Source organism: Burkholderia sp. MSMB1589WGS, assembly GCF_001636105.1.
Lineage (GTDB): Bacteria > Pseudomonadota > Gammaproteobacteria > Burkholderiales > Burkholderiaceae > Burkholderia > Burkholderia humptydooensis.
Genome location: NZ_LNJT01000008.1, coordinates 1,695,913 through 1,721,340, shown reverse-complemented (window position 1 = coordinate 1,721,340; position 25,428 = coordinate 1,695,913). Strand labels below are relative to the sequence as shown.

General features: G+C 70.3%; 24 protein-coding genes and 1 pseudogene. 12 read left to right on the top strand and 13 right to left on the bottom strand.

From position 1 onward, the window contains the following. Positions 1 to 60: 60 nt before the first annotated feature. Genes WT16_RS25175 through WT16_RS25160 form a run of 4 tightly spaced genes read right to left on the bottom strand, consistent with a single transcriptional unit; the run spans position 61 to position 4,406 of the window. Entirely contained in the window at positions 61 to 831 is a 771-nt protein-coding gene (locus WT16_RS25175; RefSeq protein WP_063534482.1) for an SDR family oxidoreductase, read from the bottom strand. Positions 832 to 842: 11 nt separating this feature from the next. Continuing rightward, on the bottom strand, positions 843 to 1,871 hold the full coding sequence (locus tag WT16_RS25170) for a substrate-binding domain-containing protein (protein ID WP_006029042.1): 1,029 nt from the start codon (positions 1,869 to 1,871) through the stop codon (positions 843 to 845). A gap of 31 nt (positions 1,872 to 1,902) precedes the next feature. Next, on the bottom strand, positions 1,903 to 2,892 hold the full coding sequence (locus tag WT16_RS25165) for an ABC transporter permease (RefSeq protein WP_063534481.1): 990 nt from the start codon (positions 2,890 to 2,892) through the stop codon (positions 1,903 to 1,905). After that, a complete protein-coding gene (locus WT16_RS25160; protein ID WP_006029044.1) occupies positions 2,889 to 4,406 on the bottom strand; it encodes a sugar ABC transporter ATP-binding protein in 1,518 nt (505 codons plus the stop codon). Before WT16_RS25160 ends, WT16_RS25165 begins: the two co-directional genes overlap by 4 nt. Before the next feature lie 238 nt (positions 4,407 to 4,644). Here WT16_RS25160 and rpiB point away from each other — a divergent pair, with 238 nt between their 5' ends. Both rpiB and WT16_RS25150 read left to right on the top strand, forming a co-directional pair. Then, a complete protein-coding gene (gene rpiB / locus WT16_RS25155; RefSeq protein WP_015603100.1) occupies positions 4,645 to 5,139 on the top strand; it encodes a ribose 5-phosphate isomerase B in 495 nt (164 codons plus the stop codon). A gap of 34 nt (positions 5,140 to 5,173) precedes the next feature. Next, positions 5,174 to 6,136 (top strand): sugar-binding transcriptional regulator, encoded by a 963-nt coding sequence (locus tag WT16_RS25150; RefSeq protein WP_063534480.1) that lies wholly within the window; start codon positions 5,174 to 5,176, stop codon positions 6,134 to 6,136. 59 nt (positions 6,137 to 6,195) lie between these two features. Here WT16_RS25150 and WT16_RS25145 read toward each other — a convergent pair whose 3' ends face one another. The 6 genes from WT16_RS25145 to WT16_RS25120 all read right to left on the bottom strand — a co-directional run bounded on the left by WT16_RS25145 (position 6,196) and on the right by WT16_RS25120 (position 11,837). Beyond that, positions 6,196 to 7,395: a porin gene (locus WT16_RS25145; RefSeq protein ID WP_009914233.1), complete on the bottom strand. Its 1,200-nt coding sequence runs from the start codon at positions 7,393 to 7,395 to the stop codon at positions 6,196 to 6,198. 67 nt (positions 7,396 to 7,462) lie between these two features. Then, entirely contained in the window at positions 7,463 to 8,008 is a 546-nt protein-coding gene (locus WT16_RS25140) for a hypothetical protein (protein ID WP_006029048.1), read from the bottom strand. Then, positions 7,989 to 8,816 (bottom strand): ABC transporter permease subunit, encoded by an 828-nt coding sequence (locus WT16_RS25135; RefSeq protein ID WP_015603586.1) that lies wholly within the window; start codon positions 8,814 to 8,816, stop codon positions 7,989 to 7,991. The genes WT16_RS25140 and WT16_RS25135 overlap by 20 nt, the downstream gene beginning before the upstream one ends. Before the next feature lie 10 nt (positions 8,817 to 8,826). Beyond that, a complete protein-coding gene (locus WT16_RS25130) occupies positions 8,827 to 9,915 on the bottom strand; it encodes an extracellular solute-binding protein (RefSeq protein WP_015602743.1) in 1,089 nt (362 codons plus the stop codon). A gap of 40 nt (positions 9,916 to 9,955) precedes the next feature. Beyond that, a complete protein-coding gene (locus WT16_RS25125; RefSeq protein ID WP_006029051.1) occupies positions 9,956 to 10,984 on the bottom strand; it encodes an ABC transporter ATP-binding protein in 1,029 nt (342 codons plus the stop codon). A 4-nt stretch (positions 10,985 to 10,988) separates the two neighbouring features. Further along, positions 10,989 to 11,837 carry an ABC transporter permease subunit gene (locus WT16_RS25120; protein WP_063534479.1) on the bottom strand — a complete coding sequence of 283 codons (849 nt, stop codon included), beginning with the start codon at positions 11,835 to 11,837 and terminating at the stop codon, positions 10,989 to 10,991. A 166-nt stretch (positions 11,838 to 12,003) separates the two neighbouring features. Here WT16_RS25120 and WT16_RS25115 point away from each other — a divergent pair, with 166 nt between their 5' ends. The 8 genes from WT16_RS25115 to WT16_RS25085 all read left to right on the top strand — a co-directional run bounded on the left by WT16_RS25115 (position 12,004) and on the right by WT16_RS25085 (position 20,432). Then, the gene (locus WT16_RS25115; protein WP_006029053.1) at positions 12,004 to 12,900 is read left to right on the top strand and encodes a LysR substrate-binding domain-containing protein; all 897 of its coding nucleotides are present in this window, start codon (positions 12,004 to 12,006) and stop codon (positions 12,898 to 12,900) included. 179 nt (positions 12,901 to 13,079) lie between these two features. Then, entirely contained in the window at positions 13,080 to 13,307 is a 228-nt protein-coding gene (locus tag WT16_RS25110) for a hypothetical protein (protein ID WP_006029054.1), read from the top strand. Between the two features lie 366 nt (positions 13,308 to 13,673). Beyond that, positions 13,674 to 15,959, top strand: coding sequence for a TonB-dependent hemoglobin/transferrin/lactoferrin family receptor (locus tag WT16_RS25105; protein ID WP_063534478.1), 2,286 nt, complete (start codon positions 13,674 to 13,676; stop codon positions 15,957 to 15,959). 56 nt (positions 15,960 to 16,015) lie between these two features. Continuing rightward, on the top strand, positions 16,016 to 17,167 hold the full coding sequence (locus WT16_RS25100; protein ID WP_063534477.1) for a ChuX/HutX family heme-like substrate-binding protein: 1,152 nt from the start codon (positions 16,016 to 16,018) through the stop codon (positions 17,165 to 17,167). Continuing rightward, positions 17,164 to 18,090, top strand: a complete 927-nt coding sequence (locus WT16_RS25095) for a helical backbone metal receptor (protein ID WP_015602662.1) — start codon at positions 17,164 to 17,166, stop codon at positions 18,088 to 18,090. The genes WT16_RS25100 and WT16_RS25095 overlap by 4 nt, the downstream gene beginning before the upstream one ends. Continuing rightward, the gene (locus tag WT16_RS33960) at positions 18,087 to 18,335 is read left to right on the top strand and encodes a hypothetical protein (RefSeq protein ID WP_082874663.1); all 249 of its coding nucleotides are present in this window, start codon (positions 18,087 to 18,089) and stop codon (positions 18,333 to 18,335) included. Before WT16_RS25095 ends, WT16_RS33960 begins: the two co-directional genes overlap by 4 nt. Then, positions 18,332 to 19,453: an iron ABC transporter permease gene (locus WT16_RS25090; RefSeq protein WP_063532565.1), complete on the top strand. Its 1,122-nt coding sequence runs from the start codon at positions 18,332 to 18,334 to the stop codon at positions 19,451 to 19,453. The genes WT16_RS33960 and WT16_RS25090 overlap by 4 nt, the downstream gene beginning before the upstream one ends. 160 nt (positions 19,454 to 19,613) lie before the next feature. Further along, complete coding sequence (locus WT16_RS25085; protein WP_063534476.1) at positions 19,614 to 20,432, top strand: heme ABC transporter ATP-binding protein; 819 nt, start codon at positions 19,614 to 19,616, stop codon at positions 20,430 to 20,432. A 38-nt stretch (positions 20,433 to 20,470) separates the two neighbouring features. Here WT16_RS25085 and WT16_RS25080 read toward each other — a convergent pair whose 3' ends face one another. Both WT16_RS25080 and WT16_RS25075 read right to left on the bottom strand, forming a co-directional pair. Further along, entirely contained in the window at positions 20,471 to 21,079 is a 609-nt protein-coding gene (locus WT16_RS25080) for a trimeric intracellular cation channel family protein (protein WP_006029060.1), read from the bottom strand. Between the two features lie 12 nt (positions 21,080 to 21,091). Next, a complete protein-coding gene (locus tag WT16_RS25075) occupies positions 21,092 to 23,245 on the bottom strand; it encodes a PBP1A family penicillin-binding protein (RefSeq protein ID WP_063534961.1) in 2,154 nt (717 codons plus the stop codon). On the opposite strand from WT16_RS25075, the pseudogene WT16_RS35200 reads away from it, so the two are divergent. Together WT16_RS35200 and WT16_RS25070 are read left to right on the top strand one after the other, a co-directional pair. Further along, positions 23,234 to 23,425, top strand: a pseudogene (locus tag WT16_RS35200) (hypothetical protein). The gene WT16_RS25075 and the pseudogene WT16_RS35200 overlap by 12 nt on opposite strands. Beyond that, the gene (locus WT16_RS25070; RefSeq protein WP_063534960.1) at positions 23,422 to 24,393 is read left to right on the top strand and encodes an HTH-type transcriptional regulator ArgP; all 972 of its coding nucleotides are present in this window, start codon (positions 23,422 to 23,424) and stop codon (positions 24,391 to 24,393) included. The pseudogene WT16_RS35200 and the gene WT16_RS25070 overlap by 4 nt, the downstream one beginning before the upstream one ends. Here WT16_RS25070 and ltaE read toward each other — a convergent pair. Then, entirely contained in the window at positions 24,362 to 25,375 is a 1,014-nt protein-coding gene (gene ltaE, locus WT16_RS25065) for a low-specificity L-threonine aldolase (protein WP_063534475.1), read from the bottom strand. The genes WT16_RS25070 and ltaE overlap by 32 nt on opposite strands. Between the last annotated feature and the right edge of the window lie 53 nt (positions 25,376 to 25,428).

Below are 25,428 nucleotides of genomic sequence, written 5' to 3'. Positions count from 1 at the left end.
TGGTCGATCGGTTCCGGAGTTCCGGCAATGACGGCGGCCGCCGCGCGGCCCGCCGTCGCTTCAGCGCACCGTGTAGCCGCCGTCGATGACGACGTTCTCGCCCGTCATCATCGCGGCCGCGTCGCTCAGCAGATAGAGCACGAGCGCGGCGATCTCGCCCGGCTGCGCGAAGCGGCCGGCCGGGATCTCGCGCTTCGCGCGCTCGCCGGCCTCGCCCGCCCATGCCTGCTTGCCGAGCGCCGTTTCGACGATCGTCGGCGACACCGCGTTGACGGTAATGCCGTGCGGCGCCCATTCGAGCGCGAGCGCCTTCGTCATCCCGACGATCGCGGCCTTGCTCGCGCAATACGCGGCATGCCGCTCGAGCCCGACAACGCTCGCCTGCGACGCGAGATTGACGATCCGCCCGCCGCGCGCACCCGCGATCATCTGCCGCGCGGCCGCCTGCGCGACGAAGAACGATGCCTTCACGTTGATCGCCATCGTCGCGTCCCACGCGGCTTCGCCGACGTCGAGCGCCTTGTCGAGCAGCGCGACGCCCGCGCTGTTGACGAGCATGTCGACGCCGCCGAAGCGCGACGCGGCGAGCGCGACGCCCGCCTGCGCGGCGGAGCAGTCGCGCAGGTCGAGCGACATCCCGCTGTGGCGCGCGGCGCCGCCCTCGAGCGTCGCGGCGATCCCCGCCGTTTCGGGGTGCCGATCGACGAGCGCGACGCTCGCGCCGCGCTGCGCGAGCAGCCGCGCGCACGCATGGCCGATGCCCGCCGCGCCGCCCGTCACGAGTGCGACGCGCCCCGTCAGGTCGAACGCCCTATCCCAGAGATTCGTCATGGCCGCCGCCCTCAACCGCCCGTGACCTGCTTGTACAACTGATCGGCGTTCGCCGGCGTGACGGGCACCCACGGCAGGATGTAGCGCTTCGCGGTGCCGCCGTCCCACTTCAGATCCTTCGCGTAGCGCTGCCAGATCACCGACTGCGGCTTGTAGCTCGCGCCGACGAGCTGCCGCAGCACCAGATCGAGCGCGCCTTGCGACTGCGCCTGCGCGTCCTGCAGGAACGTCGTGATCTCGCCGCGCTTCGCGGCCTGGATCGCGTCGGGCATCCCGTCGATCGACGTGATCGGAATGTCCTTCGGCGTGAGCCCGCGATTCTTGATCGCCTGCAGCGCGCCGAGCGCCATGTCGTCGTTCTGCGCGATCACGCCATTGATCTGCTTCGGATGCGCGTTGAGCCAGTCTTCCATCAGGTTCATCGCTTCCGCGCGCGACCAGTTCGCGGTCTTCTTCTCGATCACCTTGATGCCCGGATATTTCGCGAGCACCTCCATCTCGCCCTTCTCGCGATCGATCTGCGCGGACTGGCCGATCGGCCCCTGGATGATCACGACGCTGCCCTTGCCGCCGATCCGCTTCGCGAGCGCTTCGGCCTGCAGGCGGCCGCCCTCGACGTCGTCGTTGCCGATGTACGGCACCTTCGGCGTCGCGAGCATCGTGTTCGATGCGATGAGCGGCGTGTCCGACGCCCCCGCGCGCGTCGCCACGCCGATTCCCGCCTTCGTGTCGATCGGCACGAACAGGATGCCGCTGTACTGCTGCGTGAGCATCGTCTCGATCTGGTTGTTCTGCGTGAGCGCGTCGTAGTTGCCGTCGAACACCGTGAGCTGCACGGCGCCGCTCTTCACCGCGGGATGCGCCTTGATCTCGCGCACCCAGTTCTGCATGAACTGGCCTTTCATCCCGTAGACCGCCGCGCCGACGCGATAGGGTCCGCTCGCCGCGTGCGCCGCGCCCCCCGCCGCCATGATCGCGAGCGTCGCGCCGAGCGCCGCGGCCGCCGCGATGCGGCCGAACCAGGTCTTTCGTGTTTGCATTGTTGTCTCCTCCGGGTAGGAATGCGCTGCGTCAGCGCTGCTGTTTGCGGGCCACGTCGATGAGCACGGCCAGCACGATGATGAGTCCCTTGGCGATCTGCTGGTAATACGACGACACGCCGAGCAGATTCAGCCCGTTGTTGATCACGCCGATCAACAACGCGCCGAACAGCGTGCCGACGACGCCGCCCTGTCCGCCCGACAGGCTCGTGCCGCCGATCACGACGGCCGCGATCGCATCGAGCTCGTATGACACGCCCGCCTGCGGCAGCGCGGACGTCGTGCGCGCGGCGAGGATCATCCCCGCGAGGCCGGCGAGCGCGCCCGACGCGACGTACACCGAGAACACGACCTTGCGCACGCCGATGCCGGACGTCCGCGCGCTCTTCTCGTTGCCGCCGACCGCATACAGATAGCGGCCGTACGTCGTGTAGCGCAGCACCCACCAGCACGCGAGCGCGACCGCCGCGAAGATCAGCACCGGCATGCCGAGCGGGCCGAGCTTGCCGATGCCGAGCGACAGATAATCGTCGGGCAGGTTCGCGACGGGGCTGCCGTCGTTGACGATGTACGTGACGCCGCGCGCGACGCTCAGCATGCCGAGCGTCGCGACGAACGGCGGCACATTGAAGCGCGCGATCGTCACGCCGTTGATCGCGCCGAGCGCCGCGCCGCATGCGATGCCGACCGCGAGCGACGCCGCGAGCCCGTGCCCCGCCGCGCCGGCGAGACCGCTCACGATGCCGGCGAGCGCGAGCACCGAGCCGACCGACAGGTCGATGCCTTTCGTCAGGATCACGTACGTCATGCCGATCGCGAGAATGCCGTTGATCGACGTCTGCCGCAGGATGTCGCTCCAGTTGCGCCACGTGAGGAAGTACGGGCTCGCGAACGCGAGCACGACGCACAGCGCGACGAAGATGATCGGGATGCCGAAGCGGCTCGCGAGCTCCGCGACGTTGACGCGCCTGGGCGCCGCGCCGAGACGGGACAGGGTCTGAGTGTTCATGGTCTTGTTCATGAGGCGAGATGGAGCAGGGATTCCTGAGTGGCGCCGTCGCCCGGGCGAACGGCGGCGACGCGGCCGCCCTTGAACACGGCGATCCGGTCGCTCAGATACAGCAGCTCGGGCGCCTCCGACGACACGACGATCACCGCGCCGCCGTCGCGCGCGAACGCGTCGAGGAGCCGATAGATCTCCTGTTTCGCGCCTTCGTCGATGCCGCGCGTCGGCTCGTCGCAGAGCAGCAGCATGGGCTCGGTCGACAGGCATTTCGCGAGCACGACCTTCTGCTGGTTGCCGCCGCTCATCGCCGATACGGGCATGCGCAGCGAAGCGGCCTTGATCCGCAGCCGCTCGACCATCGATTGCGCGAGCCGCCGCACGAGCGAGCGCCGGATCACGCCGCCGCGCGACAGGCGACGGTACGCGGCCATCGCGATGTTCTCCTGCACGCTGCCGGACAGCACGAGGCCCGAATCCTTGCGGTCCTCGGTGACGAGCGCGATGCCCGCGCGGATCGACCGCGCTGGCTCGCCGTGCGGCAGCGGCTTGCCGTCGAGCGTCGCGGCGCCCGCGTCGGGCCGCGTCAAGCCGTACACGCAATTGAGGAATTCGCTGCGGCCCGAGCCCATCAGCCCGTAGATGCCGAGGATCTCGCCGCGCCGCACGTCGAGGCTCACGTCTTCGAACTCGCCCGCGCGCGCGAGGCCCGCGACCTTCAGGCACGGCTCGCCGTGCGCGGGCCGGCGCGCCTTGTCGACGACGGGCATCTCGCGGCCGACGATCGCGCGCACGAGATGCGCGCGATCGATGTCGGCGAGGCGGCCGCTCTCGACGTACGCGCCGTCGCGAAACACCGTGTAGTCGTCGGCGATGTCGAACAGCTCGCTCAGCCGATGCGACACGTAGATGATCCCGGTGCCGTGCGCGGTGACGTTGCGGATCGCGGCGAACAGCGTCTCGGTCTCGCGCTCGCCGATCGCGGACGTCGGCTCGTCCATGATCATCACCTGGCAATCGTGGCTGAACGCCTTCGCGATCTCGACGAGCTGCGTCTGCGCGAGGCTCAGCCGCCGCATCGGCGCGCCCGCGTCGATCGCGAAGCCGAGGCGGTCGAGCAGATCCTGCGCGCGGCGCTTCAGCGTGCGGAAATCGACGACGACGCGCGCGCGGGTCGGCTCGCGCCCGAGATACAGGTTCTCGGCGACCGTCATCCCCGGCACCGGCGACAGCTCCTGCGTGATGATCGCCATCCGGCTCGCGAGCGCTTCGGCGGGCGACGCGAAATCGACGTCGCGGCCGTTCAGCCGGATCGTGCCCTCGTCGCGGCGCAGGAGCCCCATCAGGATGTTCAGGAACGTGGATTTTCCGGTGCCGTTGCCGCCGCACAGCGCATGCACGCGCCCGGCCGCGAGGCTCAGGCGTCCGTCGCGCAACGCGCTCACGCCGTTGAACCGCTTCGCTACCTGGCTTGCTTCGAGCAGAACAGGAGTCACTGTCGTATCCCGGATGACGAATGAACTTTTGCTCATTCACGATGATTTGATACAGCGTGACCGCATGGTAATCATCGGTTTTTTCGAGTGTCAATTACTGGTAAACGCTAAGCACAACCACAAATAACGCACTAGTCGTTTGATTTTCAAGCAAATTATCGATTCGACGTACCGTGTGAGCAAAATTTCGCCCTTTGCCAAATGTTCAGACAGGTCGTTATAATTGCTCAACCCTGTGCATTTGCGCATTCACCCTGCCCTCCGGAGGTCCACCATGAAAGTGGCGATCGGCTGCGACGAAGCGGCCTACGCGCTCAAGGAGTCGATCAAGCGGCACCTGCGCGCGGCGCATCCCGAAGTCGAGCTGACCGACTTCGGCACGCACAGCGCGGACGAGGCGGTGCTGTACCCCGACATCGCGATCGAAGTCGCGCAGCGCGTCGCTACGCGCGAGTTTGCCCGTGCGATCCTGCTGTGCGGCACGGGCATCGGCGTCGCGATCTCCGCGAACAAGGTGCCGGGCATCCGCGCGGCGCAGTGCCACGACACCTACTCGGCCGAGCGCGCGCGGCGCAGCAACGACGCGCAGATCATCACGATGGGCGCGCGCGTGATCGGCACCGAGCTCGCGAACAGCATCGTCGACGCGTGGCTTAGGGCAGAATTCGACGGCGGCCGCTCGCAGCCGAAGGTGCAGCGGATCGCCGACTACGAACGCCGGGCGGGCCTCACCCAGGCCGGCCCGAACGACGCGCACTGCGGTTCATGACGCCGCGCGGCGCGCCGCTCCACTCGACAACGACATGACGAACGAAGAACTCACGCAACTCGCGAAGTGCTATTACGTCGACGGGTTGACGCAGGAAGAACTCGCGCAGAAGTTCGCGATCTCGCGCCCGAAGGTGGGCCGGCTGCTCAAGCGCGCGATCGAGGAGGGCATCGTCGAGATTCGCGTGCGCCATCATCCGCGCGCGGTGCAGGATCTCGAACAGGAACTCGTCACGCGCTTCGGCATCCAGCGCGCGATCATCTCGGTCGATCACAAGGATCAGGACAGCCAGCGCGAGCTGCTCGCGGGGCTCGTCGCGAGCTATCTCGACCGCGTGCTCGCGGACGGCACGATCGTCGCGGTCGGCATGGGCCGCAACGTGAGCGCGGTGTCGCGGCATGCGGTATCGACGACGCAGCGCAACTGCTCGTTCGTCTCCGCGATCGGCGGCTCGTATCGCGGCGGCGAGACGATGAACGCCGACCACATCTGCCGGCGCCTCGCCGCGCGCTTCGGCGGCGAGAGCGAGACGCTGTACGCGCCCGCGCTCGTCAATGATCCGCAGCTCTTCAACGCGCTGCTCGAGAACGACGTCGTGCGCCAGTCGCTCGACAAGGCGCGCCGCGCATCGATCGCGCTCGTCGGCATCGGCGACATCCTCGAGGACAGCAATATGGTCCGCATGGGCTGGTTCACGCCCGAGGAGATGGCGGAGGCGAAGCGCGCGGGCGCCGTCGGCGACATCATGGGCTACGACTTCATCGACATCCACGGCCGCCCGGCGACGACGATGCTGCGCGGCCGCGTGATCGGGCTCACGCTCGAAGACCTGAAGCGGATTCCGAACGTGATCGCGACCGCGAGCGAGCCGACGAAGGCGACGGGCATTCTCGGCGCGCTGCGCGCCGGCGTGATCAACACGCTCGCGACGACGCAGTCGATCGCGCAGACGGTGCTGAGCCTCGCGCAGGCGACCGAGACGGCGACCGCGGAATAACGCGCGTTTCACGCGCCGGCCGCCTGCGCGAAGCGGCCGGCGCTCGCGCGCAGCGCGCGTCAGAACGTGTGGCGCACGCCGATGCGCACGAGCGTCTGCGTATCGCCCGCCGACGAGATGCCGTTGCCGACGTCGCCGACCGACGCCGTCGCCGCGACGACGTTTCCGTACGCGTCGAGCGTCTTGCCGCTCGCCTTCTGATAGCCGACGAGACCATACAGCGCGGTGCGCTTCGACAGGTAGTAGTACGACGCGAAGTTCACCTGATGGTATTTCGGCGCGGACTGGCCGTCGATCGAGCTGCCGCGCGTGAAATCGTAGCCCGCCGCGACGCGCAGCTCGGGCGTCGCCTGCCACGACACGGTGCCGCCGATCGAGTTGTACGTCGCGGTGCCGTTGAACGTCGAGAACGCGCCGGATTTGTACTGCGTGTTGCTGTACGACAGGCCGAGCGTCACCGCGCCGATCTGATAGGTGCTCGCCGCCGCGACGATCTGCATGCTCTTCGCCGATGCGAAGCCTTCGTTGATCGACGAAGCGAACGTGCCGTCGTACGAGCCCGTCCACGCGCCGCCGTTCGCGCCATACGCGTTCGTCGCATACAGGTACGCGGCGCCGAGCGAGAACGGCCCGTTCACGTACTGGCCGCCGACGCTCCACGTGCTCTGGTTCTTCACGCTGCCCGCCTGATTGCCGAAGCCGTACAGCGCGCCGAACGTGAGGCCGCCGAACTTCGGGCTCACGTACTTGATCGAATTGTTCTCGCGCGCCTGGTTGTCGATGTTGTCGAGGTCGCCCGGATGCGCGCCCATGCCGGTCAGGAACGTGCCCGCGCTGATCGTGCCGACGAAGTCGACGATCGGATCGTACTGGCGGCCCATCGTGAGCGTCCCGTAGCGTTCGCTCGACAGCCCCATCCACGCCTGCCGGCCGAACATCCGCCCGCCCTGCCCCGCCTGTCCGGTGCCGATGTTGAAGCCGTTCTCGAGCTGGAACACGGCTGCGAGGCCGCCGCCCAGATCCTCCTTGCCCTTCAGCCCCCAGCGGCTGCCCGACCAGGTGCCGCTCGCGAAGCTGTAGCTCGACTCATTCCGGTAGCTGACGGGCGAGCCGAGCGCCCCCTTGCTCTGCGCGACGCGCTGGTCGCTCGTATAGCCGAGCCCCGCGTCGACGATCCCGTAGAGCGTCACCGTGCCTTGCGCATGCGCGCCGGCGCACACGCTCCCCGTCACCAGCAATGCTGCTGCCGCCTTTTTCATGAATAGGATTCCTTCCAAATAGAATCAAACGAATGAAGCGCCTTCATTCCCCCAAACCCCGATGCGGCTACGCCGAATCGGCGAGCCACTGCGCGACGCGCGCGAGCAGCGGATCGAGCGCGTCGAAGTTCTCGACGCCCGCCACCTGCGGCGCATCGCAAATCGTGAAGACCGGCTTGCCCCACTGCAGGCCGAGCGCGATCTCGGACAGCGTGCCGAGCCCGCCGCCGACCGCGATCAGGCACAGCGACGCGCGCGCGATCAGCGCGTTGCGCGTGATGCCGAGCCCCGTCGGCAGCGCGATGCTCAGATGCGGATTCGCGCCGTTGGCGTCGTCCTCGGGCAACAGGCCGATCGCGAGCCCGTTCGCGCGCCGCGCGCCGAGCGCCGCCGCCTCCATCACGCCGCCCTTGCCGCCGCCGACGATCGCGAGCCCCGTCGCGGCGAGCGCGTGCGCGATCGCCTCGGCGATGCGCAACTGCTCGCCGGTCGCGTCGCGCGGCCCGATCAGGCCGACCGGCATCAGATGGCGGCGCGGCCCCCGCTGGCGCAGCGCGACGCGCGCGAGCGCGTCGTCCGCATCCGGCTTGTATTCAGCGATGTCGTCGCCCAACGTATTCCCCCATCGCGAGCACGCATGTGCACAGCGCCGTCAACACGATCGACAGCACGGCGGCCTGCGAAAAATCGGTCTGCCCGTCGGACAGCTTCAGGTACATCAGCAGCGGCAGGATGTTGATCTGCGTGCCGGCGAGCGCGAGCGCGGTGCCATACGTGCCGAGCGCGATCGCCGTGACGAGGCACCACGCGGCCATGACCGACGGCCACAGCTCGCGCCACGCGACGTCGAGCCACGCGCGCCACGGCTTCGCGCCGAGCGACATCGCCGCTTCGAGCGGCCTGCGGTCGAGATTCGCGAATGCCGGAAACAGCATCAGCGCGACGCGCGGAATCAGGTAGTACGCGTATGCGACGACGAGGCCGAACGTCGTGTAGATCATGCCGCCGACCTTCGCCGCATCCGCGCCGAAGCCGGCGAGCAGCGTCGTGACGAAGCCCGCGCGGCCGAACGTCAGGATGAAGCCATACGCGATCACGAGCCCGGAAAACGCAAGCGGCACGCCGAGCAGCGCGAGCGACCAGCGGCGCCGCGCGGGCGTCTGATCGGCAAGCGCCAGCGCGAGCGGCACGCCGACGCACGTCGACAGCGTGCCCGTGCCGACCGCGAGCGCGAGCGAGCGGCCGATCGCGTCGCCGACGAGCGGGTCGCGCAGCACAGCGGCGAACGCGCGGCCGCCTTCCGCGAACGCCGCGCTCACGAGCGCGGCGAGCGGCAGCACGAAGAAAAGCGCAAGCAGCCCGCCCGCCGGCGCCGCGCCGAAGCGGCGCAACAGGCCGCGTTCGAGAGACGATCGTTGCACGTCGCGCTCCTTACTGGCCAAGCGCCGCCTGCGACCACAGCCTGTCGACTTCGGCCTTGCGCGCGGCGGCCTTCGCGACGTCGAGCGGGCGCACCTGCGGCGCGTTCGGCATCTTCGCCGCGACGTCGGGCGCGAGCGCGACGCCCGGCACCGCGGGCCGCACGTAGCCGCGCGCGAACAGCGCCTGGCCGGCGTCGCTCATCACGAAGTTCAACCATAGCTGCGCGGCAGCGGGATTCGGCCCGTTCTTCACGAGGCTCATCGCATACGGCGCGGACACGCTGCCGTCCTGCGGAATCACGACGTCGACGGCGTCGCCCATGCCGTCCGCGTACTTCGCCTTCAGGCCGTCGTTCTCGTAGCCGATCAGGATCGGGATCTCGCCCTTGACGAACTTCGCATACGGCGTCGTGCCCTCGACGCGCAGCACGTTGCCCGCATTCTTCAGTTTTCCGAAGAACTCCGCGCCGGGCTTCGGATTGTCGACACCGCCGCCGAGCGCGGACGCCGCCGCGAACACGACCACCTGCCCCTGCCCGGTCGAGCGCGGATCGAGATAGACTACCGCGTTCTTGTACTCGCGCTTGAGCAGATCGGACCAGCGTTGCGGCACGTTCTTCACGAGCTTGCGGTTGACGAGGAACGCGACATTCAGCGAATGCACGGTGAACCAGCGGCCGTCGGCTTCGCGAAACACGGGTGGGAGCTTGTCGAAGTTGATCGGCTTGAACGGCGCGACGACGTCCTTGCCCGCCGCGTCGAGCGCCGATGCCGCGAAATAGTACGCGGTGTCCGCCTGCGGACGGCGGCGCGACTTGTCGAGCGCGACGACCGTCGCCGCCGAGCCGATGTCGTTGTACGTGAGCTCGATCTTCGGATAGCGCTTGCGGAACTCCGCGAACAGCGCCTTCCAGTTCGCCCATTCGGGGCCGGTGTCGAACGACACGACGAGCCCCTCGTCGGCGGCCTTCGCATAGAGCGTGTCTTCGCCCGCATAGAGCGGCGCGGCGGACGCGCCGTTCGCGGCGAGCGTCGCGCACATGCCGAACGCGAGCGCGGCGCGGCGCAGCGCCGTCAGAAATGATCGACTTGCAGACATCGTGAATCTCCGTTGAACGAAACAATCATTGCGCGCTGCCCTACGCGGGCAGCACGAGCAGATGGCGCGGCTCGATCGCGACGCCGCGCGCGGCGAGCACGCGGCCCTCGCACAGCAGCGGATGCGCCGCGCCATGCGGCACGAAGTCGTAGCGATGCGTCGCGCCGAAGTAGCGGACTTCGCCCAGCGCGCCTTCAATGCGGTTCACGCGCTGAGCGGGCGGATCGGGCTCCACGTGCTCGGGGCGCACCAGCACGGCGACTTCCGCGCCCGGCTGATGCGCGCCCGTGTCCGCGCACAGCGTCGCGAAGCGCACGTCGACCGTACCGCTCGATTGCACGCGGCCGCGCAGGATCGTCGAATGGCCGATGAAGCGCGCGACTTGCGCGGATACCGGCCGCTCGTACAGGCTGCGCGGCGTGCCCACTTGCAGCACGCGCCCGCCGTCGACGATCGCGACGCGATCCGCCATGCTGAGCGCCTCATCCTGATCGTGCGTGACGAAGAGCGTCGTCGCGCGGCACGCGCGCTGCAGCGCGCGGATCTCGTCGCGCAATTGATGCCGGATGCCCGCGTCGAGCGCGGCGAGCGGCTCGTCGAGCAGCAGCAGCGCCGGCTCGATCACGAGCGCGCGGGCAAGCGCCACGCGCTGCTGCTGGCCGCCCGACAGTTGCGTCGTGCTGCGCGCCGCATGCGCGGCGAGGCCGACGCGCTCGAGCATCTCGAGCGCGCGCCGCCGGCGCTCGGCGGCCGCGACGCCGCGCATGCGCAGCCCGTACGCGACGTTGTCGGCGACGGACAGATGCGGAAACAATGCGTACTGCTGAAACACCATGCCGACCTCGCGCCGCCACACCGGCACGCCCGCCATGTCGGCGCCGCCGATCGCGATGCGCCCGGCGTAGCCGTCGAGGAGGCCCGCGCTCAGCCGCAGCAGCGTCGATTTGCCGGAACCGCTGCGGCCGATCACGGCGAGCAGCTCGCCCGGCTGCGCGCGCAGCGTGACGGCGTCGACGCCGTGCGCCGCGCCGGGGTATCTGAAACTGACGTTGTCGAATTCGAGGCTCATGGCTTCACTTCAGTCGTTGCACGGTGTGGATCGATGCGAGCGTCGCGAATACGGCGAGCAGCAGCAGCACGACGGTCGCCGCGCAGGCAATGCCGGACGCGCCGTAGAACGCCTGCAGCAGCACGACGGGGAAATTGCGGTAGCGAAAGCCGGCAATCAGGTTCGATACCTGGAACTCGCCGATCGACAGCGCCGCGACCATCACGAGCCCGGAAAAGAGGCTCTGCCGCAAGTTCGGCAGCACGATCGTGAAAAACTGCCGCAGCGGCGGCGCGCCGAGCGTCGCCGCACAGGCTTCGAGCTTCGCGAGATCGAGGTGGCGCAGATCGCTCAACAGTGTCTGCAGCAGATACGGCAGCGTCAGCACCGCATGCGCGGCGATCATCAGCGGCAGCGTGCCGAGCCACGGCAGCGCGTCTGAGCCGAAGACCACGATGTAGCCGAAGCCGAGCGTGAGCGCCGGCACGCCGACCGGCATCAGCATCACGGCGCGCGCGGCCATGCCGCGGCCGCGAAGCGCGCGATGATGCAGCGCATACGCGAGCGGCACGCCGACCACCGTGTCGAGCGCGCAGCACGCGAGCGCGACGACGAAACTCACGCCGAACGCGCGCTGGAAGCTCGGATCGGCGGCCAGTTCGGCGAACCAGCGCCACGTGAAGCCGACGGGCAGCAGCGTGTTCGTCCAGCTCTGCCCGACCGATCCGATCAGCAACAGCACGATCGGCATCAGCAGATACAACGCGAACAGCGCGACGACGCCGTTGACGACGATGGCGCCGAACGACGGGCGGCGCTTGCTGCGACGAAACGGAATACCGCCGGCAAGCTCGGCGGTGGTGGATGAACGCATGGCGGCACTCACGGGCGACGAAAGGAAGCGTCACGCGAAACGCCCGCCGGGGCAGGCGTTGCGCGGATCGCGACGACGGCCGCCAGTGTGGGCGCGCGACATGGCATCGTCATGAAAAAAACGTACAAACTCCGCATCGCTCTTTGCATCGACGGAATACTTCGCGATGAAGCATCTGTATCCGAACGTCGCCGAGCTGCATGCATTCGCCAGTTCTGCGAAACATCTGAATTTTTCGTACGCGGCGCGCGAGCTCGGCCTCACGCCAAGCGCGGTCAGCCGGCAGATCGCGAGCCTCGAGGCGCTGCTCGGCGTGAGGCTGTTCGTGCGCGAAGGCCGCAATCTCGCGCTCACGCGCGCGGGGCGGGTCTATCAGGCGCGCGTCGCGGGGCCGCTGCGCGAGATCGGCAATGCATCGCTCGAATTGCTGAGTGCGCGCGAGGACAGCGATCTGCTGACGATCGCGAGCGTGCCGACCTTCACGACGAAATGGCTCGTGCCGCGCCTGCCGCGCTTTCTCGAAACCGCGCCCGACCTCACGCTGAGCTTCCGGCGCCACCTCGCGCCGGGCGACCCGTTCCCGCTCGGGCTCGATGCGGCGATCCGCTACGGCGACGGCCGCTGGGAAGGCGTCCAGTGCGACTATCTCGACGGCCGCACGTTCGTGCCCGTGTGCGCGCCCGAATTCGCCGAGCGCCACGCGCTGCGCGAACCCGCGGACATCGCCGCCGCGCCGCGTCTCGTGCACGAGCAGGCCGAATGCGCGTGGCTCGCGTGGGCGGACCGGCATCGCGTCACGCAGATGAACGCGCTCGCCGGCCCGCGCTTCGAGCAATACTCGGTGCTGATCCAGGCGGCGCAGGCAGGGCTCGGGATCGCGCTCATTCCCGCGTTCCTGATTCGCGCGCCGCTCGCGGCCGGCACGCTCGTGCAGCCGCTCGACGCGCCCGTCGACGTCGACGAGCAGGGCCATTACCTGTGCTACGCGCCGGAGCGGCTGCAGACGAGCGCGTCGCTGCGGCTGCTGCGCGAATGGATGCTCGGCGAGTGCGCACACGCATGACGGGCATGGCGCGCATCGCGCCGCTTCGTCCGCGCCGCGGCCAGACGCCCGCGCTTCGCGACGCGGCGAAACCGCGCGCCGCTCGGCCGCTCGGCTTTTGCGCGCGGTGGACCTAGTATGAAAAGACGGGCGGCCCGCGATCCCGCGGCGCCGCTGCGCTCTCTTCGACGGAGGTCGGCATGAACGTCCAGGCGCTGTCCGGCGTGCTTCACGCTCAGGAGTTGCTGTTCGTCTCGTTGATTCGCGTGCTTCCGCTCGAAACGCGCCAGGCGCTCGCCGACGAATTCGACCGGCAGATCCAGCTCGCGGAGACGTCGCGCCTCGAGGCCCCGCACGACCGGGAAGCGCACGACGCGTTTCTCGCGCACGTGCGCAAGCTGCTGATTCGGCTCGAATCGATGGCGTGACGCATGCCCGCGCGGGCGGATCGCGCGGCGGCGGTGCAACGCGGCGGGCTGCGAGCGGCGCGATATTCGCCGCGACGGCGACGCCGTGCGCGCGTCCCCGTCCTGACAATGCTCGACCGCTGGCTGACATCGCCCAGCCTCACGACGCCCCCGTCACTCGCCGCCCCTCCGCCCAGTCGGTAACGACATTTTTGCCGATTGAATTGCGAATGATTCTCAATTACACTTCCTGTTCGTTTTCACGAACTTTTCCTTTCAACCTGCCCGCGCCATAAAGGCGCGCGGGCGCCAGCCAGGTGCACGCGTCACCCAGCCAGCCTCCGGGCTCAAACGTCACTGGGAGACCACACCGTGCATCAACCTCTGTTGGCGCGGCGGCCGCTTCGCGCCGCGCTGTTCGGGGCCTTCGGCCTCTACGCCGCGGCCGCGCGCGCCGCGGGCGCCGCTTCCGAACCCGCAGCCGCCGCGCCGCCGCTCGCCGCGTCCGCGCCGCAAGTGCGGCACGCAACGACCGCCGCCACGCGCGCCGACGCGCACGCGCTCGACCCGATCACCGTCACCGCGACGCGCACCGCATCGGCCGCAAGCCGCACCGCGGCGAGCGTATCGGTGATCACCGATTCGGACCTCGAAGAACAGCAGGCCGACAACATCAAGGACGCGCTGCGCTACGAGCCGGGCGTCACCGTGCGCCGCACCGCGTACCGGCCGGCGAACGCCGCGCTCGGCGGCGGCCGCGACGGCGATTCGAGCATCAACATCCGCGGCCTGGAAGGCAACCGCGTGCTGCTGATGGAAGACGGCATCCGGCTGCCGAGCGCGTTCTCGTTCGGTCCGCTCGAGGCCGGCCGCGGCGATTACGCCGATCTCGACACGCTCGAGCGCATCGAGATCCTGCGCGGCCCGGCGTCGACGCTGTACGGCAGCGACGGTCTGACGGGCGCCGTCAACTTCATCACGAAAAATCCGTCCGATCTGCTGTCGATCTATCGGAAGAAGACCTATTTCTCGTTCCGGCCGAGCTACGACTCGGTCGACCGCAGCGTCGGCGCGGCCGTGGCGGCGGCGGGCGGCAACGACCGCGTGCAGGGGATGCTGATCGCATCCGGCCGCCGCGGCCACGAGGCCGACACGCACGGCGACGACAATTCCGCGAGCACGAAGCGTACGACCGCGAATCCTCAGGACGTCTACACGGAATCGCTGCTCGGCAAGCTGACGATCACGCCGACGTCGCGCGACACGTTCAAGCTCACCGCCGAGACGGTGCGGCGCCGAATCGACACGAACGTGCTGTCGGCGATCAATCCGCCCACGACGCTCGGCCTCGCCGCGAACGACAGGCTCGAGCGCAACCGCTTCAGCGTCGACTACGATTTCCACGACGCCGCCGCGCGCGGGTTCCAGACCGCGCACGTGCAGCTCTACTATCAGGAGTCGAAGCAGGATCAGGACGCGTTCGAGACGCGCGGCGGCGGCCTGCAATCGCGCTCGCGCTCGAACCACTACAGCGAGCGCGCGTTCGGCGGCTCCGCGTTCGCCGAGAGCGGCTTCGCGACCGGGCCGCTCGCGCACAAGCTGCTGTACGGCGTCGACGGCAGCCTCGATCGCATCGAGAGCCTGCGCGACGGCACCATCGCGAGCCCCGGCGAATCGTTCCCGAACAAGGCGTTTCCGGATACCGACTACACGCTGCTCGGCGCGTTCGTGCAGGACCAGATCGGCTTCGGCAAGCTGCTCGTCACGCCGGGCCTGCGCTTCGACGCGTATCGGCTAAGCCCGGCTGCAGGCGATCCGCTCTTCACCGGCAAGACGGTCAGCTCGAGCGATCACGAGCTGTCGCCGCGCGTCGCGGTGCTCTACGAAGTGGCGCCCGCGCTGATTCCATACGCGCAGTACGCGCACGGCTTTCGCACGCCGACGCCCGACCAGGTCAACAACAGCTTCTCGAATCCGATCTATGGCTATACATCGATCGGCAATCCGAACCTGAAGCCCGAGACGAGCGACACGCTCGAAGCGGGCCTGCGCGGCACGCTCGGCACGGGCTACGGGCCGCTGCGCTACAGCGTCGCCGCGTTCGCCGGCCGCTATCGGAACTTCATCTCGCAGCGCACGATCGGCGGCAGCGGCCGGCCGAACGATCCGCTCGTGTTCCAGTACGTGAACTTCGCGAACGCGCGCATCCACGGCTTCGAAGGGCGCGCCGAGTGGGTGATGCCGAACGGCTTCACGCTGAAGAGCGCGATGGCGTTCACGAAGGGCACGACGCAGGACAACGGCGCGGCGAGCGAGCCGCTCGACACGATCAATCCGTTCTCCGCCGTGTTCGGCGTGCGCTACGAGCCGGGCGAGCGCTGGTTCGCGCAGGCCGACGTGCTGTTCCAGGCGGGCAAGCGCGGCCGCGACGTGTCGTCGGCCGCGTGCCAGAACAAGACGTGCTACACGCCGCCGTCGTCGCTCGTCGTCGACCTGCGCGGCGGCTATCGGTTCAACAAGCACGTGAGCGCCTACTTGGGCATTCACAACCTGTTCGACCGCAAGTACTGGAACTGGTCGGACGTGCGCGGCATCGCCGCCAATTCGAACGTGCTCGACGCATACACCGCCCCGGGCCGCAGCGTCGCGCTCAGCATGAAGGTGGATTTCTGATGCGGCCCGCACGCTTTTTATCCAACCGGTTCGTCCGGCCATCGAGGATCTCCGACATGATGAACACCGCCGCTCCCGCCTCTTCGTCCACCCGCGCGCTCGCGCCCGGCGAACTGCGCGACGCGTTCCTGCATCTGAAAGAAACCCGCAAGCTGCGCAACCGCGACGTCGCGCAACTGCTCGGCGTGAGCGAAGGCGAGGCGCTCGCCGCATTCGCGGGCGAGCGCGTCGTGCGGCTCGAGCCGAGCTTCGTCGAGCTGTTCGAGGAGACGCCGCGCCTCGCCGGCGTGATGGCGCTCACGCGCAACGCGGCCGCCGTGCACGAGAAGGACGGCGCGTTCGATCAGATGAGCCACGACGGCCCGGTCGGCCTCGCGCTCGGCGCGATCGACCTGCGGATCTTCTATCGCAACTGGGCGGCGGGCTTCGCCGTCCACGAGCCGACCGCGCACGGCGTGATGAAGAGCCTGCAGTTCTTCGACGCACAAGGCGATGCGGTGCACAAGGTCTACCTGCGCAAGCACAGCGATCACGATGCATTCGACGCGTTCGTGTCGCGCTGGCGGATGCCCGCGCAATCGCCGACGTTCGCGGTCGAGCCCGCGCCGCGCGCGTGCGCCGAGCGGCCCGACTACGACGTCGACGCCGCGGGCCTGCGCGCCGCATGGGACGCGATGACGGACACGCACCAGTTCCACGGCGTCGTGCGCCGCTTCGGCGTGTCGCGCACGCAGGCACTGCGGCTCGCCGGCGCGGCGCGCGCGCATCGCGTCGCGACCGACGCGGCGCGGCGCGTGCTGGAGCGCGCCGCGCAGACGCGGCTGCCGATCATGGTGTTCGTCGGCAACCGCGGCATGATCCAGATCCATACTGGCACCGTGACGAACATCCGCCGCATGGGTGCGTGGATCAACGTGCTCGACAAGGATTTCAACCTTCATCTGCGCGAGGATCTCGTCGCGTCCGCATGGGCCGTGAGGAAGCCGACGAGCGACGGCGTCGTCACGTCGGTCGAGCTGTTCGACGCGGCGGGCGACAACATCGCGATGCTGTTCGGCGCGCGCAAGCCGGGGCAGCCGGAGCTCGCGGGTTGGCGCGAGCTGGTCGGCGCGCTGCCGAAAATCGATGCGACAGATGGGGCGGACGCGGTAGACACGGCCTGCGCGCCCGGCGCGCCCGGCTCAGCCGCCGCCGAGGCCGCGCGATGAGCAAGCCGCCGCGCATCGATGCACGCCGGCGCGCGTGGCTCGCGGGCACGGGCGCGCTCGTGTTCGCGGCCGCGCATCCGGGCGCGTTCGCGCGCGCGCCGGCGAGCGCGCCGCCGAAGCGCGTCGTCGCGATCGGCGGTGCGCTCGCCGAGACGATCTACGCGCTCGGCGGCGCGCGAACCGCACGCTACGAACTCGTCGGCACCGATACCACGTGCACGTATCCGGAGGCCGCGCGCCGGTTGCCGAAGGTCGGCTATCAACGCGCGCTGTCGGCGGAGGGATTGCTGTCGCTGCGGCCCGATCTCGTGCTCGCGTCGGCGGAAGCCGGCCCGTTGGCCGCGCTGTCGCAGCTCACGCGCGCGGGCGTCGCCGTCACGACGTTCGACGAGGCGCACGACGTCGAATCGGTGCGCCGCAAGATTCGCGGCGTCGCCGATGCGCTGTCGCTGCAGGCCACGGGCGACATGCTGCTCGCCCGCTTCGATCGCGACTGGCTCGCGACGCGCGCGGCGGTGGACGCCGCGCCGCCGCACACGCCGCAGCGCACGCCCGCGCGCGTGCTGTTCGTGCTGAACCACACCGGCAACCAGGCGCTCGCCGCCGGCCAACAGACGGCCGCCGACGCGATGATCCGCTATGCGGGCGCGCACAACGCGATGCAGGGATTCGATCACTACAAGCCGCTGACCGCCGAGGCGCTCGTCGCGGCGGCGCCCGACGTCGTGCTGATCTCGGACGAAGGGCTGCGGGCGGCCGGCGGACGCGATGCGCTGCTCGCCGCGCCCGGCTTCGACGCGACGCCGGCCGCGCGCGCGCGGCGCGTCGTGTCGCTCGATGCGCTGTTTCTGCTCGGCTTCGGGCCGCGTCTGCCGCAGGCGGTCGCCGCGTTGCAGCGGCGCTTGAACAGCGTGCTCGCATGAACGCGCGGCTTCGACGGCGTGTCATCCAGCGCGTCGCGGCACGCCGCACCGCACATCGCACATTGGCGATCGTTCGGGTTCCTGAAGTTGTCTTGGCTGCACGCGCTCATTCGGCCAGCGCCAACGCGCATGACATCGCGCGCCGCGACGCGACGCTTGCCGCCCGGCTCGCGCCGCTTGTCGGCGGCCGCCGTGCACGCGCGTCGGCCGTCTCGCCGCCCATCCCGTTCGATTCCTCACGATGAGCCTCGCCGCCCGTTCCCCTTCGGTCGACCCGACGCCCGCCGAGCGCCGTCCGGCGCTCGCCTCGTCGGCCATCGCCGCGCTGCGCCGGCGGCGCGCGCGATGGACGCTCGCCGCGCTCGCCGCCACGCTCGCCGCCGCGTCGATCGCCGCGCTCTGCCTCGGCGCGTACCGGCTCTCGCCCGCGCAACTGCTCGACGCGCTCGCCGCGACCGACGCACAGCTCGCGGGCGACGCCGCGCTGCGCCAGGCGCGCGCGGTGCTCGTCGACATCCGCGTGCCGCGCGTCGCGCTCGCGCTCCTCGTCGGCGCCGGCTTCGGCGCGGCCGGCGCGGCAATGCAGGGGCTCTTTCGCAATCCGCTCGCCGATCCGGGCCTGATCGGCGTATCGAGCGGCGCGGCGCTCGGCGCGTCGGCGCTGATCGTGCTCGGCCCGCTCGTCGCGGCGCCGGTCGTGCTCGGCCTGCTGCCCGTCGCCGCGTTCGCCGGCGCGCTCGCGGTCGCGGCGCTCGTCTACCGGCTCGCGGTCGCGCGCGGCCGGCTCGCGCTGCCGCTGCTGCTGCTCGCCGGCATCGCGATCAACGCGCTCGCCGGCGCGGCGATCGGGCTCCTCACGTACATCGCCGACGATGTGCAACTGCGCTCGCTGACGTTCTGGAGCCTCGGCAGCGTCGGCGGCGCGCAATGGCGCACGATCGCCGCCGTCGCGCCGTTCGCGCTCGCCGGCGGCGCGCTGCTCGCGCGCGAGCGGCACGCGCTGAACGCGCTGCAGCTCGGCGAAAGCGAAGCGATGCATCTCGGCGTGCCGGTGTCGCGCGTGAAGCGGCGCGTGCTCGTCGGAGCCGCGATGTGCGTCGGCGCGCTCGTGTCATGCACCGGCGCGATCGGCTTCATCGGGCTCGTCGCGCCGCATTGCGTGCGGCTCGCGGCCGGCCCCGATCAGCGGATCGTGATGCCGGGCGCGGCGCTTTTCGGCGCGCTGCTCGCGGTGGCCGCCGATCTCGCCGCGCGAACGCTCGCCGCGCCGGCCGAGATTCCGCTCGGCATCCTCACCGCGCTGATCGGCGCGCCGTTCTTTCTCGCGCTGCTGAGGAAGCGGCGCGGCGCGTTGGGAGCATGACGTTGCGCACGCAACCAGATCGTCCGCGTGCGGCAAACGCCCGCGCGCGTCAAGCATCCTGCCGCGTCAAGACATTCGCCGCCCCAATTCCGAACGGGAACGCGCGCAGCCTTTCTCGACCCGCCGCGCCGCCGCGCGAACCGACATCCGATCGAACGCCATGCTGACTGCCGAACACCTCCACGTCGCGCGCGACGGCCGCGTCGTCCTCGACGATCTGTCGATCCGGATCGCGCCCGGCTGCGTCACCGCATTGCTCGGCCGCAACGGCGCGGGCAAGAGCACGCTGCTCGGCGCGCTCGCGGGCGACCTGCCGGCCGGCGGCCGCGCGCGCGGCGCGACGGTGCGCGGCGACGTCGCGCTGAACGGCGAGCCGCTTCACGCGATCGACGCGACGCGCCTCGCGCGGCTGCGCGCGGTGCTGCCGCAGGCCTCGCGGCCCGCGTTCGCGTTCGGCGCGCGCGACATCGTGCTGCTCGGCCGCTACCCGCACGCGCGCCGCGCGGGCGCACTCGCGCGCGAGGACGGCGAGATTGCGTCGCAGGCGCTCGCGCTCGCCGGCGCATCGACACTCGACACGCGCGACGTGACGACGCTGTCGGGCGGCGAGCTCGCCCGCGTGCAGTTCGCGCGCGTGCTCGCGCAGCTCTGGCCGTCGGCGGACGCGGCACACGCGCCGCGCTACCTGCTGCTAGACGAACCCACCGCCGCGCTCGACCTCGCGCACCAGCATCAATTGCTCGACACGGTTCGGCGCCTGTCGCGCGACTGGTGCCTCGGCGTGCTGACGATCGTCCACGATCCGAATCTCGCCGCGCGCCATGCGGATCGCATCGCGATGCTCGCGGGCGGCGCGATCGTCGCCGACGGCGCGCCCGCCGACGTGCTGCGCCCCGCGCTGATCGAACGTTGCTACGGCTTTCGCGTGCGGCTCGTCGATGCGGGCGACGGCGTCGCGCCCGTCATCGTGCCCGCCTGAGCGGCCAATGAGCGACTACAGCGCGCGCGGCGGCGGCGTCAGCCGGCGTCGGCCGTGTGAAACGCCTTCAACCGCCAGCCGCGCCGCACGGCGAGCATCCGGAGCGCGAATCCCGCGGCCAGCGCGGCGACGGTCGCGAAGCCTTCCGCGGCGCCGACCGCCTTCATGCCGACATACAGCCCGCCCGTCAGCAGCGCGACGCTCGCGTACAGCTCCCTGCGCAGCACGAGCGGCATCTCGTTGCAGAGCAGATCGCGCAGCATCCCGCCGCAGACGCCGGTGATCGCGCCGGCGAGCACGATCACGACCGGGCTGCCGTTCACGGTCGCCGCGACGTCGCAGCCGATGATCGAGAACGCCGCGAGCCCGAGCGCGTCGACGGCCGTGAACAGCGACTTCAGCCGCGCGACGTGCGTCGCCGTCATCGACGCGAACGTCGCCGCCGCGAGCGTCAGCAGCAGGTATTCGGGGTGCGCGACCCAGGTCAGCGGATAGCGGCCGAGCAGCACGTCGCGCACGGTGCCGCCGCCCAGCGCGGTCACCGCGCCGACGAGCGCGAGGCCGAACCGGTCCATCCCGCGCCGCATGCCCATCAGCGCGCCCGACATCGCTTCGGCGACGATCGCGATCAGGTAGAGCGTATGCATGTGCGCCTGCCCTCAGTCTTCGGTGCGGAACAGTTCGAGCACGCGCGCGCGCTCGGCCGCGTCGACGGCGGGCGGCGTCGGCACGCGCGCCGCATCGGTCGCGCTGGCCGGCGCGTCGCCGTCCGCCGCTCCCCGCCGCGCCGCGTCGCACGCGAACGGGCTGCGCACGAATGGCGGCAGCGACGGCGAGCACTTGCCGCCGCCCGCATATTCGGCGTAGATGAAATCGCCGTCGACGAGCGCGACGTCCGCGGGCGGCGTGCGCTCGATCGCGCCGCGGCCGTCGATCGCGGTCTTCATGTAGTCGACCCACACGGGCAGCGCGGCCGACGCGCCCGTCGCGCGGCCGAGGCTGCGCGGCGTGTCGTAGCCCATCCAGACGACCGACACGACGCCGGACGAATAGCCGGCGAACCACACGTCCTTCGAGCCGTTCGACGTGCCGGTCTTGCCGGCCGCGTCGGCGCGCTTGAGCGCGACCGCGCGGCGCGCGGTGCCATGCGCGACGACGTCGCGCAGCATGCTGTCCATCACGAACGCGTTGCGCTCCGAGATGGCGCGCACGCCGGCCGGCGGCCGCGCGTCGAACAGCACGCCGCCCTGCCGCTGCCGGACCGATTCGATCAGGCGCGGCTCCATGCGCACGCCGCCGTTCGCGAACACGCCGTAGGCGGTCGCGACCTGCAGCGGCGTCGCCGAGCCCGCGCCGAGCGCGAGCGGCAGCGACGCGGGATTGCGCAGCGGCTCGAAGCCGAAGCGCGCCGCGTGCTGCTGGACGAAATCCGGCTGCGCGACCTGCATCAGGCTCACCGCGACGAGGTTCTTCGAGCGCATCAGCCCGCGCCGCACCGGAATGAAGCCTTCGTAGTGGTTGCCGAAATTGCGCGGCCGCCACGGGTTCGCGCCCGTCTCGTCGCGCGACAGCGTGCGCTGCGTGTCGTCGATCAGCACGCCGGGAAACATCCCTTTCTCCAGCGCGGCCGAATAGACGAACGGCTTGAAGCTCGAGCCCGGCTGCCGATACGCCTGCAGCGCGTGGTCGAACACGTTGTGCGAGAAATCCGCGCCGCCCGAGAGCGCGAGGATGTCGCCCGTCGCCGCGTCGACCGACACGAGCGCGCCTTCGAGCGCGTCCTTCGCGTCCTTCGCGTCGCACCTGCCGCCAAGCTTGAGCCCGCGCGCGAGCGCCGCGTCGGCTGCGCGCTGGTCGCGCATCGCGATCGTCGTCGTCACGTCAAGGCCGAGCGTGTACGCGTCGTCGTGGAAGCGCTCGACCATCATCCGGCGCGCGCGCTCGGCGACGTACGGCGCGGCAAGGATGCCGGGCGGCGGCGTGGTCGCGAGCGCGACCGGCGCGTCGACGGCCTGCCGGTATGCGGCTTCGTCGAGATACCCGAGCGCGCGCATGCGGCCGAGCACGTAGTCGCGGCGCGTCGTCGCGCGCGCCGGATTGACGACCGGATTGAACGCGGACGGCGCCTTCGGCAGGCCGGCGAGCACGGCCGCCTCGCCGGGCGTGAGCGCATCGAGCGGCTTGCCGAAGTAGACCGACGCGGCGGCCGCGAACCCGTACGCGCGCTCGCCGAGGTAGATCTCGTTCATGTACAGCTCGAGCAGCTTGTCCTTGCTGTACGCGCGCTCGAGCTTGTACGACATCAGGATCTCGGCGAGCTTGCGGCTCAGCACCTTGTCGCGCGTCAGAAAGAAGTTGCGCGCGACCTGCATCGTGATCGTGCTGCCGCCCTGCCCCGGCTGGCCGGTGACGACGTTCGCGACCGTCGCGCGCGCGAGCCCGCCGATATCGACCGCGCCGTGCGCATAGAACTGCGCGTCCTCGGCCGCGAGCAGCGCGTGCCGCACGAGCGGCGGGATGCGTTCGAGCGGCACGAACTCGCGGCGCTCGACGCCGTATTCGGCGAGCAATTCGCCGTCGCGAGAGAAGATCCGCAGCGGCAGCGCCGGCCGGTAGACGGCGAGCGGCTCGACGGAAGGCAGCTCCGTCCAGATGCGATGCAGCGTCCACGCGCCGACCGCGCCGCCGGCGATCGCCGCGCCGAGCACGAGGCCCGCGAGCGTGCGGAAATAGCGGCGGCGGCGCTTCGGTGCAGGCCCTCGAGGCGGCGTCGGCGGGGTTTGCCGCGACGGGTTCGGCGTGTGATCGGTCATGTCGAAATCCTTCCTTTGCAGATGCGGCGTGCGGCGCCGCGCGGATGTTGCAGCGCACGATGCGCACGCGCGCATTGTCCGGGGAGGATTCCGATGTCGGTACAATATTTAGCTTAAATTGATTACGCTAAATTTTATTTAGGATGCCGGTTCAGCCGGCGCAAAGCGAGCGACAGATGACGATCGATCCGAAACAGGCGGCGGCGCTCGTCGCCGTCGCCGATACCGGCAGCTTCGAACAGGCGGCGGCGCGGCTGCACGTGACCGCGTCGGCCGTCACGCAGCGCGTGCGCGCGCTGGAAGCGAGCCTCGGCGCGCCGCTCTTGCTGCGCACGCGGCCGTGCCGGCCGACGTCCGCCGGCCAGCGCGTGCTGCAGCATCTGCGCCGCATGGCGCTGTTGCAGGCGGATCTGCGGGCCGAGCTCGAAGCCGAACGCGGCTCGACGATCGCGGTCGCGATCGCGCTCAACTCGGACAGCCTCGGCTCGTGGTTCCTGCCGGCGCTGACCTCGGTGCTCGCCGGCGAGCGGGTGCTGTTCGAGCTGATCGTCGAGGATCAGGAGCACACGTTCGCGCTGCTCGAAAGCGGGATGGCGATCGGCTGCGTGACGACGCAGAGCAAGCCGATGCGCGGCTGCTTCTCGACGCCGCTCGGCACGATGCGCTACCGGCTGATCGCCGCGGAGGAATTCGCCGCGCGCTGGTTCCCGCAGGGCTTGACGCGCGAGAGCGCGCGCGACGCGCCCGTCGTCGCGCACGGCCGGCGCGACACGCTGCAATCGTCGTTTCTGCGCGACAAGCTCGGCCTGCCGGACGGCGCGTTTCCGTGCCACTACGTGCCGGGCACGCACGCGCACTTCGCAGCCGTGCGGCACGGGCTGGGCTATGCGATGGTGCCCGAGCTGCTGCTCGGCACGGCGCCGCTCGCCGGGCAGCGGCTCGTCGATCTCGCGCCCGCGCATTCGACCGACGTGTCGCTGTACTGGCACGCGTGGACCGTGCAGTCGCCGAAGATGGAATCGCTGTCGTCGCGGGTCGTCGAGGCCGCGCAGCAACTGCTCGCGCCGCTGCCGCGCGGCGCCGCGAAGGCGGCCGCGCGGCCCGCGGCGGCGGCCGTCAGGCGCGCGAGCGCGCGAAGTACGCGCTGATCGCCGCGACGGCCGTGTCGATGTCCTCACGCGACACGTCGCAATGCGTGACGAAGCGCGACGCATACAGCATCTGCGTGAGGATGCCGCGCTCGTTGAGCCACGCCTCGAGCGGCGCGCAATCGGCTTCGGGAATCTGCGCGAACACCATGTTCGTCGCCTGCGACAGCACCTTCACCGGCTCGATCCGCGCGAGCCCTTGCGCGAGGCGCTCGGCGTTCGCGTGATCGTCGGCGAGGCGCTCGACGTTGTGATCGAGCGCGTACAGGCACGCGGCCGCGAGCACGCCCGCCTGGCGCATGCCGCCGCCCAGCGCCTTGCGCCAGCGGTGCGCGCGGTCGATCAGCGCGCGGCTGCCGACGAGCACCGAGCCGACCGGCGCGCCGAGCCCCTTCGAGAAGCAGATCGAGATCGAATCGAACGGCGCGCACAGCTCGGCGAGCGTGCGGCCCGACGCGACGGCCGCGTTGCACGCGCGCGCGCCGTCGAGATGGGTGGCGAGCCCGCGGCTGCGCGCGAGCGCGACCGCCTCGTCGACGTAGCCCGCCGGCAGCACCTTGCCGCCGATCGTGTTCTCGAGCGCGAGGAGGCGCGAGCGGGCGAAGTGATCGTCGATCGGCTTGATCGCTGCCGCGATCTTCTCGAGCGGCAGCGTGCCGTCCGGGGCGTTCTCGATCGGCTGCGGCTGGATGCTGCCGAGCACCGCCGCGCCGCCGCCCTCGTACTTGTACGTGTGCGCGGCCTGGCCGACGATGTATTCGTCGCCGCGTCCGCAATGCGACATCAGCGCCGCGAGGTTGCTCTGCGTGCCGCTCGGAAAGAACAGCGCCGCCTCCTTGCCCGCGCGCTCGGCGACCACGGCCTGCAGGCGCGCGACGGTGGGGTCGTCGCCCCATACGTCGTCGCCCACTTCGGCGGCCGTCATCGCGGCCAGCATCGGCGCGCTCGGGCGCGTCACGGTATCGCTGCGTAAATCGATCATCTGGGGTCCCGTGGGAGTCTAGTCGAAGAAGGAACATCCGCCGTGCGGCGAAG

Coding starts and splice junctions, on each gene's coding strand:
- WT16_RS25080 (WP_006029060.1), bottom strand. CDS start 21,079: ATGCATACGCTCTACCTGATCGCGATCGTCGCCGAAGCGATGTCGGGC.
- WT16_RS25075 (WP_063534961.1), bottom strand. CDS start 23,245: ATGACCGATCACACGCCGAACCCGTCGCGGCAAACCCCGCCGACGCCG.
- WT16_RS25115 (WP_006029053.1), top strand. CDS start 12,004: ATGAAGCATCTGTATCCGAACGTCGCCGAGCTGCATGCATTCGCCAGT.
- WT16_RS25095 (WP_015602662.1), top strand. CDS start 17,164: ATGAGCAAGCCGCCGCGCATCGATGCACGCCGGCGCGCGTGGCTCGCG.
- WT16_RS25120 (WP_063534479.1), bottom strand. CDS start 11,837: ATGCGTTCATCCACCACCGCCGAGCTTGCCGGCGGTATTCCGTTTCGT.
- WT16_RS25175 (WP_063534482.1), bottom strand. CDS start 831: ATGACGAATCTCTGGGATAGGGCGTTCGACCTGACGGGGCGCGTCGCA.
- WT16_RS25085 (WP_063534476.1), top strand. CDS start 19,614: ATGCTGACTGCCGAACACCTCCACGTCGCGCGCGACGGCCGCGTCGTC.
- WT16_RS25070 (WP_063534960.1), top strand. CDS start 23,422: ATGACGATCGATCCGAAACAGGCGGCGGCGCTCGTCGCCGTCGCCGAT.
- WT16_RS25165 (WP_063534481.1), bottom strand. CDS start 2,892: ATGAACAAGACCATGAACACTCAGACCCTGTCCCGTCTCGGCGCGGCG.
- WT16_RS25100 (WP_063534477.1), top strand. CDS start 16,016: ATGATGAACACCGCCGCTCCCGCCTCTTCGTCCACCCGCGCGCTCGCG.
- WT16_RS25090 (WP_063532565.1), top strand. CDS start 18,332: ATGAGCCTCGCCGCCCGTTCCCCTTCGGTCGACCCGACGCCCGCCGAG.
- rpiB (WP_015603100.1), top strand. CDS start 4,645: ATGAAAGTGGCGATCGGCTGCGACGAAGCGGCCTACGCGCTCAAGGAG.
- WT16_RS25130 (WP_015602743.1), bottom strand. CDS start 9,915: ATGTCTGCAAGTCGATCATTTCTGACGGCGCTGCGCCGCGCCGCGCTC.
- ltaE (WP_063534475.1), bottom strand. CDS start 25,375: ATGATCGATTTACGCAGCGATACCGTGACGCGCCCGAGCGCGCCGATG.
- WT16_RS25110 (WP_006029054.1), top strand. CDS start 13,080: ATGAACGTCCAGGCGCTGTCCGGCGTGCTTCACGCTCAGGAGTTGCTG.
- WT16_RS25160 (WP_006029044.1), bottom strand. CDS start 4,406: ATGAGCAAAAGTTCATTCGTCATCCGGGATACGACAGTGACTCCTGTT.
- WT16_RS25170 (WP_006029042.1), bottom strand. CDS start 1,871: ATGCAAACACGAAAGACCTGGTTCGGCCGCATCGCGGCGGCCGCGGCG.
- WT16_RS25145 (WP_009914233.1), bottom strand. CDS start 7,395: ATGAAAAAGGCGGCAGCAGCATTGCTGGTGACGGGGAGCGTGTGCGCC.
- WT16_RS25150 (WP_063534480.1), top strand. CDS start 5,174: ATGACGAACGAAGAACTCACGCAACTCGCGAAGTGCTATTACGTCGAC.
- WT16_RS33960 (WP_082874663.1), top strand. CDS start 18,087: ATGAACGCGCGGCTTCGACGGCGTGTCATCCAGCGCGTCGCGGCACGC.
- WT16_RS25125 (WP_006029051.1), bottom strand. CDS start 10,984: ATGAGCCTCGAATTCGACAACGTCAGTTTCAGATACCCCGGCGCGGCG.